This window comes from Bacillus sp. HSf4, assembly GCF_029537375.1.
Lineage (GTDB): Bacteria > Bacillota > Bacilli > Bacillales > Bacillaceae > Bacillus > Bacillus sonorensis_A.
Genome location: NZ_CP120679.1, coordinates 961,593 through 977,500 on the forward strand (window position 1 = coordinate 961,593; position 15,908 = coordinate 977,500).

Sequence of the window (15,908 nt, forward strand, 5' to 3'; positions counted from 1 at the left end):
GAAACATGGGCTTTCCCAAGGAAGGAGAAACCATTCAAATTCATAGCTACAAGCACAATGGGCAAATCCATCGGATATGGAATGAAACGACGATTTTAAAAGCAACGGAATTGTGCATCATCGGCGCCAATGACCGGACAATGGTCACAGAATCTGACGGCCGGACATGGGTGACAAGAGAGCCCGCGATTTGTTATTTCCATGCCAAGCAGTGGTTTAACGTCATCGGCATGCTTCGCGAAGACGGAATTTATTACTATTGTAATATCAGTTCGCCGTTTGCTTTGGACGATGAAGCGATCAAATATATCGACTACGACCTTGATGTGAAGGTCTACCCGGATATGACGTATCATATCCTTGATGAAGATGAGTATGCCGATCATAAAAAAATGATGAATTATCCAAAAGAAATCGACGGCATTTTAAGATACCATTTAAATACGTTGCTGCATTGGATTCATCAAAGAAAAGGCCCGTTTGCTCCGGAGTTTATCGACATTTGGTATGAACGTTATTTGCATTATACAAAATAATCCAACAGACCTGTTGAGGTTCAACAGGTTTTTTCAGTGAGCTCACACCATCAAAATATAGAGGGGGGATGACGTGTGGGTGTAATCAAAAGATATATGGAGTTTGTCAAGCCGTATAAATGGAAAATCATTCTGACGGTTCTGATTGGCATTATCAAATTTTCTATTCCGCTTGTGATTCCGCTTCTCTTGAAATATGTTGTGGACGACATCATTCAGGGGAACGGAACCGCAGAAGAAAAAACATCCACCTTATTTATTGTAATGGCGGTTATGTTCGCCATTTTTTTGGTGCTTCGGCCGCCGGTCGAATATTATCGGCAGTATTTCGCACAGTGGACGGCGAGCAAGGTGCTGTATGACATCAGGGACAGGCTGTTTTCCCACATTCAAAAGCTGAGTCTCAGATACTATGCGAACACCCGTGCAGGCGAAATTATTTCCAGGGTCATCAACGACGTCGAGCAAACGAAGGAATTTGTCATTATTGGTCTTATGAATGTCTGGCTTGACGTCATGACGATTTTTATCGCCGTCACCATCATGCTGACGATGGATGTCAAGCTGACGCTCATTTCGATCGTGCTGTTTCCGCTTTACGGGCTGTCTGTTAAATATTTTTACGGCAGGCTCAGAACCTTGACGAGAGAGCGTTCACAGGCTTTGGCTGAAGTGCAGGGCCATCTTCACGAACGGGTTCAGGGGATGCCGGTGATCAGAAGCTTTGCTATCGAAGATCATGAACAAAAGCAGTTTGACCATGAGAACGGCAATTTTCTCGGCAAAGCGATCCGCCATACGGCTTGGAATGCGAAAACGTTTGCCGTTGTCAATACGATTACCGATCTTGCGCCGCTGATCATCATTACGGTCTCCGGATACTATGTGATTCACGGATCACTGACGGTCGGGACGATGGTGGCGTTTTTCGGCTATATCGAACGCCTTTACAATCCGCTCAGACGCCTGATTAACTCATCAACGACTTTGACCCAGTCCATTGCGTCCATGGACAGGCTGTTTGAATTTATTGATGAGCCGTATGAATTAAAAGATAAGCCGAATGCCGTGAAAGCCGACCGCTTAAAAGGGGTTGTCGAATTTAAAGACGTCTCATTCCAATATGAAAAGTCGGATGAATTGATCCTGCAAAATCTTTCTCTTAAGGCGGAGCAAGGGGAAACGATCGCCCTTGTCGGAATGAGCGGAGGCGGAAAATCAACGCTGGTCAGCCTGATTCCGAGGTTCTACGACGTCACTTCCGGAAACTTGTATATTGACGGCATCGATGTCCGCGATTATCAGGCGCGAAGTCTGAGAAACCAGATCGGCATGGTGCTTCAGGATACGTTTTTGTTCAGCGAATCGATCCGCGAAAACATTTCCATAGGCAAGCCCGAGGCTTCAATGGAGGAAATCATCGAGGCGGCAAAAGCGGCGAATGCCCACGATTTTATTATGGAGCTGCCTGACGGCTATGATACGAAGGTCGGAGAAAGAGGTGTGAAGCTTTCAGGAGGGCAGAAGCAGCGGGTTTCAATCGCAAGGGTGTTCCTGAAGAACCCTCCGCTTTTAATCCTGGATGAAGCAACATCAGCGCTTGACCTTGAAAGCGAGCACTTTATTCAGGAAGCGATGGAAAAGCTTGCAAAGGACAGGACGACCTTTATCGTCGCCCACAGACTGTCAACCATTACACACGCTGATAAAATTGTCGTCATTGAAAACGGCCGTGTTGTAGAAACCGGGACGCACGGGGAATTAATGAGCCGTGACGGCCATTACAAGCATCTGTTTACGATCCAGACATTAAGCTAAATAACGCCGAAAAGCCTGACTTTCGTTTGTGAAGCAAACGAAAGCCGGGCTTTTTTTATCCCGTAAATTTCGTACATATTTCCTAGCTTGTCTAAATACAATTTAAAAAATACAAGCTCCGGAGGTGTATAAGTGGCAAAAGAAAAATTACTTGATGTCTCGGATTTATCTATTTCGTTTCAAAAGAAAAAAACAGAAATCCCGGTTGTTCAAGGCGTTTCTTTTTCAATTCGGCACGGAGAAATCACTGGAGTCGTCGGCGAATCCGGCTGTGGCAAAAGCGTCACATCCATGGCCTTGATGGGGCTGAATGCCAGTACCCGTACGACAGGCCGGATTCTCTTCCAGAAAAAAGATCTTCTCAAGCAGTCTGAAAAAGAATGGAGAAGCATGCGGGGAAATGAAATCGCGATGATTTTTCAAGAGCCAATGACCTCTCTCAACCCTCTTTTCACAATTGGCAGCCAGCTGACAGAAGCACTCTCCAGCCACACCAACATTCAAAAAAAAGACGCGCGCAAAAAATGTGTTCAAATGCTGGAAACCGTCGGTCTTCCGCGGGCGGACCAGCTGATAAAGCAATATCCCCATGAACTGTCAGGCGGCATGAGACAGCGGGTCATGATCGCAATGGCTTTGATTTGCGAACCGAAACTGCTGATTGCCGATGAGCCGACAACAGCTCTTGATGTCACCATCCAGGCGCAAATTCTTTCTCTTTTGAAAAAAATGAACGCCGAATTTGGGACGGCGATTCTCTTGATCACCCATGACCTTGGTGTCGTCCACAATATCTGCGGACGGGTGATGATCATGTATGCCGGCCGCATTGTTGAAGAAGGCAGTGTCACAGCCATTTTCGACAGTCCGAAACATCCGTATACAAAAGGGTTGTTTGCCTCTATCCCCGCATTCACCAGCAAGTCGGAAAGACTGTCTTCAATAGAGGGGCAGGTGCCAAGACCAGGGACCATTAAAAAAGGCTGCATGTTCGCCCCGCGCTGCCCGCACAAAATCGAACGCTGCACACAGGAAGAGCCGAAGATGTGCCGGCTGGGAGATGACCATTCTGTAAAATGTTTTCTCTTTGAGGAGGAAGGTGGAGCAGATGGAGCATGAACTGTTGCGGGTCAGCAAGCTGAAAACGCACTATCCGGCAGCGCGAAAAAAAGTCGTCAAAGCGGTGGATGATGTCTCATTTTCAGTTGAAAAAGGCGAAATTTTAGGGATTGTCGGCGAATCAGGCTGCGGAAAATCAACCTTGGGAAAATCGATCTTGCGGCTGACAGAACCGACTTCAGGTCAGGTGACATTTCTCGGCCGGGAGGTGACAGCTCTCGACGCCAAAGAGCTGCGCAGCATGAGGCGGCACTTTCAAATGATTTTTCAAGATCCGTACGCTTCCTTAAATCCGCGCATGAAAATCAAAGATATTTTAGAGGAACCGCTGATTGTTCATCGCTTAGGATCAAAAGCAGAAAGGAAAGAAGTCGTCCGCTCAATGCTCGAAATTGTCGGGATGGATGCTTCTTATGGAGAGCGCTATGCCCATCAATTCAGCGGAGGCCAGAGGCAGCGGATCGGAATTGCAAAAGCGCTGATCACAAAGCCTAAATTGATCATCGCCGATGAACCAGTCTCCGCGCTCGATGTGTCCGTGCAGGCGCAAATTTTGAATCTCCTGAAAGACCTGCGGGAAGCTTTTGCATTAACCTTTCTCTTTATTTCTCATGATCTTGGAGTCGTCCGCTATCTCAGCGACCGCGTTGCTGTCATGTATGTTGGGAAAATCGTCGAGATGTCAGATGCTGATACTTTATTTAGAGAGCCGAAACACCCTTATACAGAGGCTCTTTTAGAGGCTGTGCCGGTAATCGGCAAAGGGGAGGTTGAGGATAGAATGCAGGATGTCATGGTCTCCGGCGGAAGCGGGAAGGGATGTCCTTTCTACAGCAGGTGTCCGAAGCGCGAAGCGATATGCAAGGAAGCTGAGCCGTTGCTCGCTGAAATATCTGCTGGGCATTATGCGGCATGTCATTTCATAACAGGGGGGCAATAGAATGAAGCGAAAAAGCTGGCTGAAAGGGTTTGGAATGCTGCTGATCATTTCCGTTTTTTTAATGGGATGCTCTGGGAAAGAAGGCGGCGGGGCAAAAACCGAAAAGGATACGCTCATCGTTGGCAGAGGGGGTGATTCAACATCGCTTGACCCGATTACGACGACTGAAGGCGAGGCCTTTAAGGTGACGATCAACATGTTTGAAACACTGCTCAATTACGATGAACAGGACACAAGCCTTAAAGAGGGGCTGGCCGTTAAATGGAATGTGTCAGACGACGGCTTGACCTATACGCTGGATTTGAGAAAAGGTGTTACATTTCATGATGGCACCGATTTTAATGCAGAAGCTGTCAAATATAATTTCGAACGATGGATGAACGGAGATGAAGATCAATTCCCTTACTACGGGATGTTCGGCGGTTATAAAAAAGATGAGGGGCATGTCATCAAAGAGATCAAAGTTCTTGGAGAGCATCAAATCCAATTTATCTTAAAACGCCCGCAAGCGCCGTTTTTAAAGAACCTTGCAATGACATCGTTTGGAATCGCAAGCCCGGCTGCCATCGAAAAATACGGTGATCAATTCCGAGAACACCCCGTCGGCACAGGACCTTATCAATTCGTGGAATGGAAGCCGAACGACCGGATTGTCCTGGAAAAGTTTGACGGTTATTGGGATCAAGACAAACCGAAGCTGAACAAGATTATTTTTAGAGCCATTCCTGAAAACTCGGCCCGTCTCAATGCGCTGAAGACAGGAGAAATCGACTTGATGGACGGTGTCAATCCATCGGATATCGAGAGCATTAAGGCCGACGCCAATCTGCAAATGTTTGAAAGGCCGTCGATGAATGTCGGCTACCTTGGGATGACGACGACAAGAAAGCCGTTTGATAACAAGCTTGTCCGCCAGGCATTGAACTATGCGGTTGATAAACAGGCGATCATCGATTCTTTCTACGGCGGGCTTGCCGAACCGGCAAAAAATCCGCTTCCGCCGTCACTGGAAGGCTACAACGACCAGATAAAGGCCTACCCGTACGATCTTGAAAAGGCCAAAGAGCTGCTGAAAAAAGCCGGATATCCGAATGGCTTTGACATGAAGCTGTGGGCGATGCCTGTTCCGCGTCCATATATGCCGGACGGGATGAAAATCGCTGAAGTGATTCAATCAAGCTTTGCGAAAATCGGTGTCAAAGCGGAAATCGTCACATATGACTGGGCCACTTATATCGACAAAGTGAGCAAAGGCGAAGCTGATGCGTTTTTAATGGGATGGACCGGCGACAACGGAGATCCGGACAATTTCATCTACACATTGCTTGATAAAGACAATATCGGCGGCAACAACTACAGCTATTTCAGCAATGACAAGCTCCATGACATGTTGATCGAGGCGCAGTCGAACCCTGATCAAAAGAAGAGAAATCAGCTTTATCAAAAAGCGCAGGAGCTGATTCATGAAGAATCGCCGTGGGTTCCGCTCGTCCACTCGACACCGATTTTGGCCGGGACAAAAGACATCCGCGGCTATGTTCCTCATCCGACAGGAAGTGAAGTCTTATCAAATGTAGAGTTTAAATAGTTCACAAGGTGGTGACAGCCGTTGCTAGCTTACTGCTTAAAACGGACCGTCATGCTGATTCCCGTCCTTATCGGCATGACCCTCGTCGTTTTTTCGATCATCCGCTTTATTCCCGGCAACCCGGCCCAGGTGATCCTCGGCCAGCGAGCGACAAAGCAGGCGGTCGAACAGCTGACAAGTCAGCTCGGCCTTGATCAGCCCTGGTATATTCAATACGGCCAATATATCGGGGATTTGCTGAGAGGGGACCTGGGGACTTCAATCCGCACGGGAGCGGCGATTACAAAAGAAATTCAGCCATATTTATTCGCCACTCTCGAGCTTGCTTTTTTTGCGATGGTGATCGCGGTGATCATCGGTGTAAATGCCGGAATCATCAGCGCCTGGTTTAAAAACTCGGCGTTTGATTACTTTGCCATGCTGCTGGCTTTAATCGGCGTTTCTATGCCGATCTTCTGGCTCGGATTAATGGGGCAATGGTTGTTTTCCATTGAATTGGGCTGGCTGCCCACAACAGGAAGAGAAAATGTCCGCAATCCGGTCGAAGCCGTTACCTATATTCATACGATTGATACTCTATGGAACGGGCGATTTGATCAGTTTGTTGAAACGATCCGTCATTTAATTTTGCCGGGAACCGCTCTGGCGACCATTCCGGCGGCGATTATCGCCAGGATTACGAGAGCGAGCATGATAGAGGTTCTGCAATCCGATTATATCCGTACCGCAAAGGCAAAAGGCGTTCAAATGCTTTTTGTCATCTACAAGCATGGTTTAAAAAACGCTTTGATTCCGATTCTTACCGTCGTCGGCCTGCAAACCGGACTGCTTTTGGGCGGCGCGATTTTGACGGAGACGATTTTTGCCTGGCCGGGCATTGGCCGCTACATTTATGATGCGATCAGCTACCGCGACTATCCGGTGATTCAATCAGGCATCCTTGTGATCGCCTTCATCTTCGTCATGATTAATTTTATCGTTGATCTGCTGTATGCCGTCATCGATCCGAGAATCAAATATTAGGAGGCGGGGAATGTGGTTGTGCTGCAAAAAGTGCGGCAGAGGGGAGAAGCGGACAGCCGCTCTCCTTTGTCGGAAAACATTCGGCGGTTTCTTGATCATAAATTGGCCGCGGCCGGCACTATCATTGTCGCGCTGTTTATTCTGCTGGCCATTTTTGCGCCGCTGATTTCGCCTTACGGATTAAATGACCAATCGCTGTCAGACAGGCTTGCTGCTCCATCCGCTGAACACCTCTTTGGCACGGACGATTTTGGCAGGGATATCTTTTCGAGAGTGCTGTACGGAGCAAGGCTTTCCTTATGGGTCGGTTTTTTCTCCTGCCTGGGCTCGGCACTAGCGGGAACGCTTTTGGGGCTGATTGCGGGATTTTACGGGAGATGGGCGGATGCCGTGATTTCAAGAATGTTTGACATCTTGCTTGCGTTTCCCAGCATTTTGCTTGCGATTGCCATTGTCGCCATCCTTGGCCCGTCTTTGGAAAATGCCTTGATCGCCATCGCCATCATCAACATCCCGACATTCGGAAGGCTTGTCCGTTCAAAGGTGCTCAGCATCAGGCAGGAAGAATATATTTTATCGGCGCGGGCGGTCGGGATGTCCAATATGAGAATGATGTTTAAACACATTCTTCCGAACAGCATGGCTCCGGTTATCGTTCAAGCCACACTCAATATCGGAACAGCGATTATCGAAGCGGCGGCGCTCGGCTTTTTGGGGCTCGGTGCGCAGGCGCCGAATCCTGAATGGGGTAAAATGCTCGCTGATGCAAGACCGTATTTGGCACAGGCGCCATGGACCTTATTTTTTCCCGGCATAGCGATTATGCTGACGGTGCTCGGCTTTAATTTAATGGGCGACGGGCTTCGGGACACCCTTGATCCAAAGATGAAGGAAGGCCGATAAAAAAACCGGTTAACGATTTCGTTAACCGGTTTTATTCTTCAACTTCAAGCTCGCTGTCTTTTTTATGATAGGTTTGAAAGCTTGAAATCAATGTTTCCAAATGCTCCAGCTGCTCGCGGTATTCCACAGTGCTGGCCATGATGGTCAGCATATTGTAGTCCAGCAGATCTTCTTTTAATTTATCCTGGTTTTTCAGGAACGACTCGGTCAAATGCTGTTTATACACGTCTCCTTCTTCATGGAGATCAACGGTATCCTGTGTTTTGATCTTGCCGACGAATCTCATTAAAATCCGTTCATGCCAATGCAGCAGGTAGTCAAGCTCTTCCACAAGCGTTTCTTGAAATTCCTCAGGCATGTGGTAAAAGTCGTTTTCCAGGCGGTGCAGCTTTTTCAAAGCGTCGAGCGCCCGGTTGGATGCAATGATCGCCTGTCTGAACAGCACGAGCTTTCTCTGCTTCACATATGTGGATCGTTTTAAATAGCTTCTTTCTTCTTTATAGAGCAAGTAAAGGTGATCGACCTTCATCATTTTTTCTTTCAGTTTTTCGATGTCTTCTTTCAGCATGGAATGTTCCGTTGTCTTCCGCGTCAACAGCCTGATCCATTTAATGACTTCATCTGTGTTTTCAACAATATGGCTGACGAGCTTTGTTTCATATTTCGGCGGCAGAAAAATCAGGTTGACCAGGAACGCGGACAAAACGCCGAGAATAACCGTTCCGGTTCTCACGAGGGCAAACAATAAAAAATTGTCGCCTGAGCTCTCCAATATGGCAATCACGGTAACAAGAGCGATCGAAATGGTGTTTTCGATCTTCAGCTTCAAGTTGATCGTAATGACAATGACCGCCGTCAATCCGATAATAATCGGACTGGGTTCAAAAATAAGTCCAAAAATAATAGCTGTCGCCGCTCCGATAATATTCGCCTGCACCTGATCGACAATCGTTAAAAATGAACGATAAATCGAAGGCTGGATCGCAAAAATAGCCGCAATTCCGGCAAAAACCGGTGTAGGAAGGCCGATCCATTCCGCGAGGTATAGAGCGAGCGTGATGGCAATCCCTGTTTTGAAAATACGGGCACCAAGTTTCATTAGGCTGTACCTGCATCCCTTTCTATATAAAATTCGTTCTTTCTCTGTTAATTTGCCAAACAATAAAGTAATATACAGCGATCTTCGGAAATATTCAACCCATTTTAAAGAAAAAACAAATCATTGACAAAGTTTCAAACCTGAATGCACCTTTCGCCCTTTTAAGTGACAAAAAAGAGAGCGGTCCGCTCTCTTTTATTTGCGCTGTTTCAATTGTTCAAATGATTCATCCACGGCTTTCAGCGTGTCCTCTATATCTTTTTCGGTGTGAGCGGTCGTGATAAACCAAGCCTCATATTTAGACGGGGCAAGATTGACGCCGCGCTCGAGCATCAGTTTGAAAAACGCCGCGAACATCTCTCCATCCGTATTTTCTGCCTGCTCGTAGTTTTCGATTTTGTCTTTTGTAAAGTATACGGTAAGCGCGCCTTTGAGTCGATTAACGGTAATAGCGATGCCATGCCTTTTCGCATGTGTCACGATTCCTTCCTCAAGCATGGCGCCAAGGCGGTCAAGCTTTTCATATGTGCCTTTTTCTTTCAGCACCTCCAGGCAGGCGATACCGGATAAGATGGACGCCGGGTTTCCGGCCATTGTCCCGGCCTGATACGCCGGTCCGAGAGGCGCCACCTGTTCCATAATTTCTTTTTTGCCGCCATAGGCGCCGATCGGCAGTCCGCCGCCGATAATTTTACCGAGCGCCGTCAAATCCGGCTTGACGCCTAAGAGATCTTGAGCTCCGCCGTACATAAAGCGGAAAGCGGTAATCACTTCATCGTAAATAACCAATGCTCCGGCTTTATGCGTCAACTCGTTCACCTGTTCAAGGAAGCCTTTTTTCGGTTCTACGATGCCGAAGTTTCCGACGATCGGTTCGACAAGCACGGCCGCCACATCGTCGCCCCATTTATCAAGCGCTTCTTTATAGCTGTCGATATCATTGAAAGGAACGGTAATCACTTCATTTGCAATGCTTTTCGGAACCCCGGCGGAATCGGGTGTCCCGAGGGTGGACGGGCCCGAACCGGCCGCGACCAGTACGAGATCGGAATGACCGTGATAGCATCCGGCAAACTTGATGATTTTCGTTCTGCCGGTATAGGCGCGCGCGACACGGATTGTCGTCATCACGGCCTCCGTCCCCGAATTGACGAATCTTACTTTATCCAATGAAGGAATGGCTTCTTTAAGCATTTTGGCAAATGTGACTTCGTGTTTTGTCGGTGTTCCGTAGAGGACGCCGTTTTCTGCCGCTTTTTGAATGGCTTTCGTAATGTGCGGATGGGCATGGCCGGTGATGATCGGGCCATATGCCGCCAGATAATCTATGTATTTGTTGCCGTCTACGTCCCAAAAATAAGCGCCGCGGCCTTTTTCCATCGCGACCGGAGATCCTCCGCCGACAGCCTTGTATGATCTTGACGGGCTGTTGACGCCGCCTACTATATGTTGAAGAGCTTCTTCATGAAGCTTTTCAGATTGTGTGTGCTGCATAATATCCTCCTTATTTCTGCTCCTTCTTTCTATTGTTATATTGTAACACGATGGTGACAGAGAGCAAAAAAGAAGCCGCCGACATTTGAATAGGAGGAAACTTATTTTATAATGGGGGAAGCAACTGAAAAACAGGAGGTAAAACAATGACTGTTGAAATTGGACAAAAAGTACCTGATATTGAACTTTTGGGCGATCATGGAGAAAAAGTAAAGCTCTCGGACTTTGAAGGGAAGTATATCGTGCTTTATTTTTATCCGAAAGACATGACCCCGGGGTGTACGACAGAAGCTTGTGATTTCAGAGACAGCCACGAGAGCTTTAAGGAACTTGATGCTGTCATTATCGGGGTCAGCCCTGATGATCAAACACGCCATGAAAAATTCAAGGAAAAACACGATCTTCCGTTTTTGCTGCTCGTCGATGATGAACATCAGCTTGCCGAAAGCTTTGATGTCTGGAAGCTGAAAAAGAACTTCGGCAAAGAATATATGGGAATTGAACGTTCAACCTTTCTGATCGATAAAGAAGGACGCTTAGTGAAAGAATGGCGAAAAGTGAAGGTTAAAGATCATGTTGCGGAGGCTCTGCAAGCAGTCAGAGACGCCGCCGGCAAATAAGCAGCATTTACGGGGGGCCGAACTTTTCTTAAGGAATCGGCCCTTTTTATGGTCATATTTGCCCGGATGTTTGGCCATCATTTTAATAGAGCGCCTTTTTGCTTAAAAAAACGCTTTTTCACAGGGATTGGAATTGACAAAGAAACTTCGCAGGAGTTACACTAATTATAAACATTATAATGTAAGAATTTTTTTTAGAAGAGAGGTGCATGACGATGGCTGAACATAACCTGAAAGAAGCGTTGGAAACGTTGAAGGAAACCGGGGTGCGAATTACTCCTCAACGTCATGCCATTCTGGAATTTCTCGTAAATTCTATGTCTCATCCAACTGCAGATGATATATATAAAGCTCTGGAAGGGAAATTTCCAAACATGAGCGTAGCAACGGTTTATAACAATTTGCGGGTTTTCAAGGAATCAGGGCTCGTAAAGGAATTGACATATGGTGATTCTTCCAGCCGGTTTGACTTCGTAACATCCGAGCATTACCACGCGATTTGTGAACGCTGCGGAAAAATCGTCGATTTTCATTATCCGGGTCTCGACGAAGTGGAACAGCTTGCTTCCCATGTGACAGGTTTCAAAGTCAGTCACCACAGACTGGAGATATACGGTTTATGTCAGGAATGCGATAAAAAAGAAAGCCATTAAAAAGAGCTGGCCGCTTTTTTAACGGTCAGCTTATTTTTGTTTCCCACTTATCTGAGAGACTTTCGGTTGTACGTTTCATTAAACTCTTTTCCTTCAAGGTTTTTGTCCATTGTAAGAGGCTCCCTGCAATGCATGCACATGTCGACCCGGCCCAAGATTTTGGTCGGTTTTTCACAGTTCGGGCAGACGACTTTCACGGCTTTGGTTGAAAGCATCCCGATCCAGAAATAAACCGCTGTGCTCAACATGATAGATAAAACCCCCAAGATCATAAACACCGACATCACGAAGACCGAGGATCTGAAAAAGATTCCGATGTACATAATAATGAAGCCTGCAAAAACCAAGCTTAAGGCAAATGTTCTGATTTTGTTGATTTTGCTTGAATATTTGGCCATATCCATCCCCCTGTCTCTAATATAGCATATCCAGGATGTGTTATTCTGAATTTTTGAGAATGAATTGGAATTTTCTATAGAGAGTTTTGGGGAAATTGATTATAATAATTCAATGTGTTTTCAAAATAAAGGAGTTTTTATTGGCTCGTAGAAGTAGGTAGAACAAAAGAGAAGCTTTTAAGAGCATGTATTTTACATCGTATTGGAGGAATGGTGATGGAAAATCTTCTCCGTCCGATTTACCAAGAAAGAGCAAGCCGCCCCGACACTTTAGCTGTCATGATTATCGAGAGGAGAAATCAAACCTCATCTGCGACAGATAATTTTGATGCGGCATTGCTGGTTATCGTGAACAATGCTGAAGACCCTGTATTCGTGAAGCATTATGAGTTTAACGGAAAAACGGCTTCTCTTCATATTATTTCTGTTAAACAGCTTCAAGAATGGATTTTGCTAGGCACGAACAGAAGAATCATAGATTGGATTTTGAATGGGAAAGTTCTTTTTGACAGAAATGAATTTATCGCAAAGCTGATTGAACAGCTGAATACTTTTCCATTCTCCGAACGGAAATTAAAAATTGGTCTTGAATATGGAAAATTAATCAGAAGGTATATAGAAGGAAAAGCATTTTTTGAGGATGGTCAGCTGCTGGATGCCTATAATTCCATCGTGCATGCCCTCCATCATCTGGCCAGAATCGAAGTGATAGATAAAGGTTTTCATCCCGAAGTGACGGTTTGGAACCAAGTGCGTCACATGGAACCGCAGGTATATAAGCTGTATAAGGAACTGATCGAAAGCAATGAAAGCCTGCATAAAAGATTAGAGTTATTATTTCTCGCAAGCGATTTTCTCATTCATTCAAAAGCAGAAATCGGAGCCGCGCACATTCTTGATGTAATGGATGAAAAAAAGACTTGGCAATTTGCCGAGCTTCTGAAGCATCCTGATCTCAAATACTTTACAGCAGACCTTGGAGTTATTATTGAGTTTTTGACTGAAAAGGATTTGGTGGGCGTCAAGGAGATTGAAACCAAGGGTCAAAAGATTTTTCACCGCGGATATTTTATTAAAAAAAGTGTTGACTCTAAATCATGACGATGTTATAGTATTAAACGTCGCTGTTAGCGAAACGGTTTTTGAGCTGAAAGCAGCAGCGACGAAAATTAAAAAAACATTTGACACGCCTAGTTGAAAATGTTATACTAATAAAGTCGCTTCACAAGGAAGCGGGAATGATCTTTGAAAACTAAACAAGACAAAACGTACCTGTTAATTCATTTTAAATAAACCGCACATGCGAGTGTGCGTAGTCATTATCAAACTTTTTTATGGAGAGTTTGATCCTGGCTCAGGACGAACGCTGGCGGCGTGCCTAATACATGCAAGTCGAGCGGACCGACGGGAGCTTACTCCCTGAGGTTAGCGGCGGACGGGTGAGTAACACGTGGGTAACCTGCCTGTAAGACTGGGATAACTCCGGGAAACCGGGGCTAATACCGGATGCTTGATTGAACCGCATGGTTCAATCATAAAAGATGGCTTCGGCTATCACTTACAGATGGACCCGCGGCGCATTAGCTAGTTGGTGAGGTAACGGCTCACCAAGGCGACGATGCGTAGCCGACCTGAGAGGGTGATCGGCCACACTGGGACTGAGACACGGCCCAGACTCCTACGGGAGGCAGCAGTAGGGAATCTTCCGCAATGGACGAAAGTCTGACGGAGCAACGCCGCGTGAGTGATGAAGGTTTTCGGATCGTAAAACTCTGTTGTTAGGGAAGAACAAGTACCGTTCGAACAGGGCGGTACCTTGACGGTACCTAACCAGAAAGCCACGGCTAACTACGTGCCAGCAGCCGCGGTAATACGTAGGTGGCAAGCGTTGTCCGGAATTATTGGGCGTAAAGCGCGCGCAGGCGGTTTCTTAAGTCTGATGTGAAAGCCCCCGGCTCAACCGGGGAGGGTCATTGGAAACTGGGGAACTTGAGTGCAGAAGAGGAGAGTGGAATTCCACGTGTAGCGGTGAAATGCGTAGAGATGTGGAGGAACACCAGTGGCGAAGGCGACTCTCTGGTCTGTAACTGACGCTGAGGCGCGAAAGCGTGGGGAGCGAACAGGATTAGATACCCTGGTAGTCCACGCCGTAAACGATGAGTGCTAAGTGTTAGAGGGTTTCCGCCCTTTAGTGCTGCAGCAAACGCATTAAGCACTCCGCCTGGGGAGTACGGTCGCAAGACTGAAACTCAAAGGAATTGACGGGGGCCCGCACAAGCGGTGGAGCATGTGGTTTAATTCGAAGCAACGCGAAGAACCTTACCAGGTCTTGACATCCTCTGACACCCCTAGAGATAGGGCTTCCCCTTCGGGGGCAGAGTGACAGGTGGTGCATGGTTGTCGTCAGCTCGTGTCGTGAGATGTTGGGTTAAGTCCCGCAACGAGCGCAACCCTTGATCTTAGTTGCCAGCATTCAGTTGGGCACTCTAAGGTGACTGCCGGTGACAAACCGGAGGAAGGTGGGGATGACGTCAAATCATCATGCCCCTTATGACCTGGGCTACACACGTGCTACAATGGGCAGAACAAAGGGCAGCGAAGCCGCGAGGCTAAGCCAATCCCACAAATCTGTTCTCAGTTCGGATCGCAGTCTGCAACTCGACTGCGTGAAGCTGGAATCGCTAGTAATCGCGGATCAGCATGCCGCGGTGAATACGTTCCCGGGCCTTGTACACACCGCCCGTCACACCACGAGAGTTTGTAACACCCGAAGTCGGTGAGGTAACCTTTTGGAGCCAGCCGCCGAAGGTGGGACAGATGATTGGGGTGAAGTCGTAACAAGGTAGCCGTATCGGAAGGTGCGGCTGGATCACCTCCTTTCTAAGGATATTATACGGAATATAAGACCTTGCGGTCTTATAGACAGGTACGTTAAGCTCTTGTTTAGTTTTGAAGGATCATTCCTTCGAACATAGGAGACACCTGCTAAATACGCCACATCCTGTGGCAACGCATGTGTTAGCACATCCTATGCGTTGTTCTTTGAAAACTAGATAACGAAAGTAGACATTCACAAGAATTTTCTGTAGTGATTCTTTTTAACGGTTAAGTTAGAAAGGGCGCACGGTGGATGCCTTGGCACTAGGAGCCGATGAAGGACGGGACGAACACCGATATGCTTCGGGGAGCTGTAAGCAAGCTTTGATCCGGAGATTTCCGAATGGGGAAACCCACTGCTCGTAATGGAGCAGTATCCATATCTGAATTCATAGGATATGAGAAGGCAGACCCGGGGAACTGAAACATCTAAGTACCCGGAGGAAGAGAAAGCAAATGCGATTCCCTGAGTAGCGGCGAGCGAAACGGGAACAGCCCAAACCAAGAGGCTTGCCTCTTGGGGTTGTAGGACACTCTATACGGAGTTACAAAAGAACGAGGTAGATGAAGAGGTCTGGAAAGGCCCGCCATAGGAGGTAACAGCCCTGTAGTCAAAACTTCGTTCTCTCCTGAGTGGATCCTGAGTACGGCGGAACACGTGAAATTCCGTCGGAATCCGGGAGGACCATCTCCCAAGGCTAAATACTCCCTAGTGACCGATAGTGAACCAGTACCGTGAGGGAAAGGTGAAAAGCACCCCGGAAGGGGAGTGAAAGAGATCCTGAAACCGTGTGCCTACAAGTAGTCAGAGCCCGTTAACGGGTGATGGCGTGCCTTTTG

The 15,908-nt window shown here is 47.1% G+C and carries 13 protein-coding genes and 2 rRNA genes (1 of these 15 only partly in view); 12 read left to right on the forward strand and 3 right to left on the reverse strand.

Annotated features, from left to right (window positions below):
* Positions 1 to 5: 5 nt before the first annotated feature.
* The 7 genes from ntdP (at position 6) to P3X63_RS04825 (ending at position 7,927) form a co-directional block, all read left to right on the forward strand.
* On the forward strand, positions 6 to 536 hold the full coding sequence (gene ntdP / locus P3X63_RS04795; RefSeq protein WP_277692538.1) for a nucleoside tri-diphosphate phosphatase: 531 nt from the start codon (positions 6 to 8) through the stop codon (positions 534 to 536).
* Between the two features lie 75 nt (positions 537 to 611).
* Positions 612 to 2,354: an ABC transporter ATP-binding protein gene (locus tag P3X63_RS04800; protein WP_077735281.1), complete on the forward strand. Its 1,743-nt coding sequence runs from the start codon at positions 612 to 614 to the stop codon at positions 2,352 to 2,354.
* A gap of 132 nt (positions 2,355 to 2,486) precedes the next feature.
* A complete protein-coding gene (locus P3X63_RS04805) occupies positions 2,487 to 3,473 on the forward strand; it encodes an ABC transporter ATP-binding protein (RefSeq protein ID WP_026589510.1) in 987 nt (328 codons plus the stop codon).
* Positions 3,463 to 4,413, forward strand: a complete 951-nt coding sequence (locus tag P3X63_RS04810; RefSeq protein ID WP_026589509.1) for an ABC transporter ATP-binding protein — start codon at positions 3,463 to 3,465, stop codon at positions 4,411 to 4,413. The genes P3X63_RS04805 and P3X63_RS04810 overlap by 11 nt, the downstream gene beginning before the upstream one ends.
* A gap of 1 nt (position 4,414) precedes the next feature.
* On the forward strand, positions 4,415 to 6,001 hold the full coding sequence (locus tag P3X63_RS04815) for an ABC transporter substrate-binding protein (RefSeq protein ID WP_277692539.1): 1,587 nt from the start codon (positions 4,415 to 4,417) through the stop codon (positions 5,999 to 6,001).
* Between the two features lie 21 nt (positions 6,002 to 6,022).
* The gene (locus P3X63_RS04820) at positions 6,023 to 7,024 is read left to right on the forward strand and encodes an ABC transporter permease (protein ID WP_026589507.1); all 1,002 of its coding nucleotides are present in this window, start codon (positions 6,023 to 6,025) and stop codon (positions 7,022 to 7,024) included.
* Positions 7,025 to 7,036: 12 nt separating this feature from the next.
* On the forward strand, positions 7,037 to 7,927 hold the full coding sequence (locus P3X63_RS04825) for an ABC transporter permease (protein WP_026589506.1): 891 nt from the start codon (positions 7,037 to 7,039) through the stop codon (positions 7,925 to 7,927).
* 31 nt (positions 7,928 to 7,958) lie between these two features.
* Here P3X63_RS04825 and P3X63_RS04830 read toward each other — a convergent pair whose 3' ends face one another.
* The gene (locus P3X63_RS04830; RefSeq protein WP_026589505.1) at positions 7,959 to 9,026 is read right to left on the reverse strand and encodes an FUSC family protein; all 1,068 of its coding nucleotides are present in this window, start codon (positions 9,024 to 9,026) and stop codon (positions 7,959 to 7,961) included.
* Positions 9,027 to 9,221: 195 nt separating this feature from the next.
* Complete coding sequence (locus P3X63_RS04835; RefSeq protein ID WP_277692540.1) at positions 9,222 to 10,520, reverse strand: glutamate-1-semialdehyde 2,1-aminomutase; 1,299 nt, start codon at positions 10,518 to 10,520, stop codon at positions 9,222 to 9,224.
* 146 nt (positions 10,521 to 10,666) lie between these two features.
* Between P3X63_RS04835 and bcp the strand changes: the two genes are divergently transcribed.
* Together bcp and perR are read left to right on the forward strand one after the other, a co-directional pair.
* Positions 10,667 to 11,140, forward strand: coding sequence for a thioredoxin-dependent thiol peroxidase (bcp, locus tag P3X63_RS04840; RefSeq protein ID WP_026589503.1), 474 nt, complete (start codon positions 10,667 to 10,669; stop codon positions 11,138 to 11,140).
* A gap of 215 nt (positions 11,141 to 11,355) precedes the next feature.
* Positions 11,356 to 11,793, forward strand: coding sequence for a peroxide-responsive transcriptional repressor PerR (gene perR / locus P3X63_RS04845; RefSeq protein ID WP_026589502.1), 438 nt, complete (start codon positions 11,356 to 11,358; stop codon positions 11,791 to 11,793).
* 47 nt (positions 11,794 to 11,840) lie between these two features.
* Here the strand turns inward: perR and P3X63_RS04850 are convergent, their stop codons facing one another.
* Positions 11,841 to 12,191: a YgzB family protein gene (locus P3X63_RS04850; RefSeq protein WP_026589501.1), complete on the reverse strand. Its 351-nt coding sequence runs from the start codon at positions 12,189 to 12,191 to the stop codon at positions 11,841 to 11,843.
* A gap of 216 nt (positions 12,192 to 12,407) precedes the next feature.
* On the opposite strand from P3X63_RS04850, the gene P3X63_RS04855 reads away from it, so the two are divergent.
* From P3X63_RS04855 to P3X63_RS04865, 3 genes are all read left to right on the forward strand, one after another.
* A complete protein-coding gene (locus P3X63_RS04855) occupies positions 12,408 to 13,292 on the forward strand; it encodes a nucleotidyltransferase-like protein (RefSeq protein WP_277692541.1) in 885 nt (294 codons plus the stop codon).
* A 230-nt stretch (positions 13,293 to 13,522) separates the two neighbouring features.
* Positions 13,523 to 15,071, forward strand: a 16S ribosomal RNA gene (locus tag P3X63_RS04860).
* Between the two features lie 223 nt (positions 15,072 to 15,294).
* Positions 15,295 to 15,908 (forward strand): 23S ribosomal RNA (locus P3X63_RS04865) (it continues 2,318 nt past the right edge of the window).
* The 16S and 23S rRNA genes sit together here, the layout of an rRNA operon.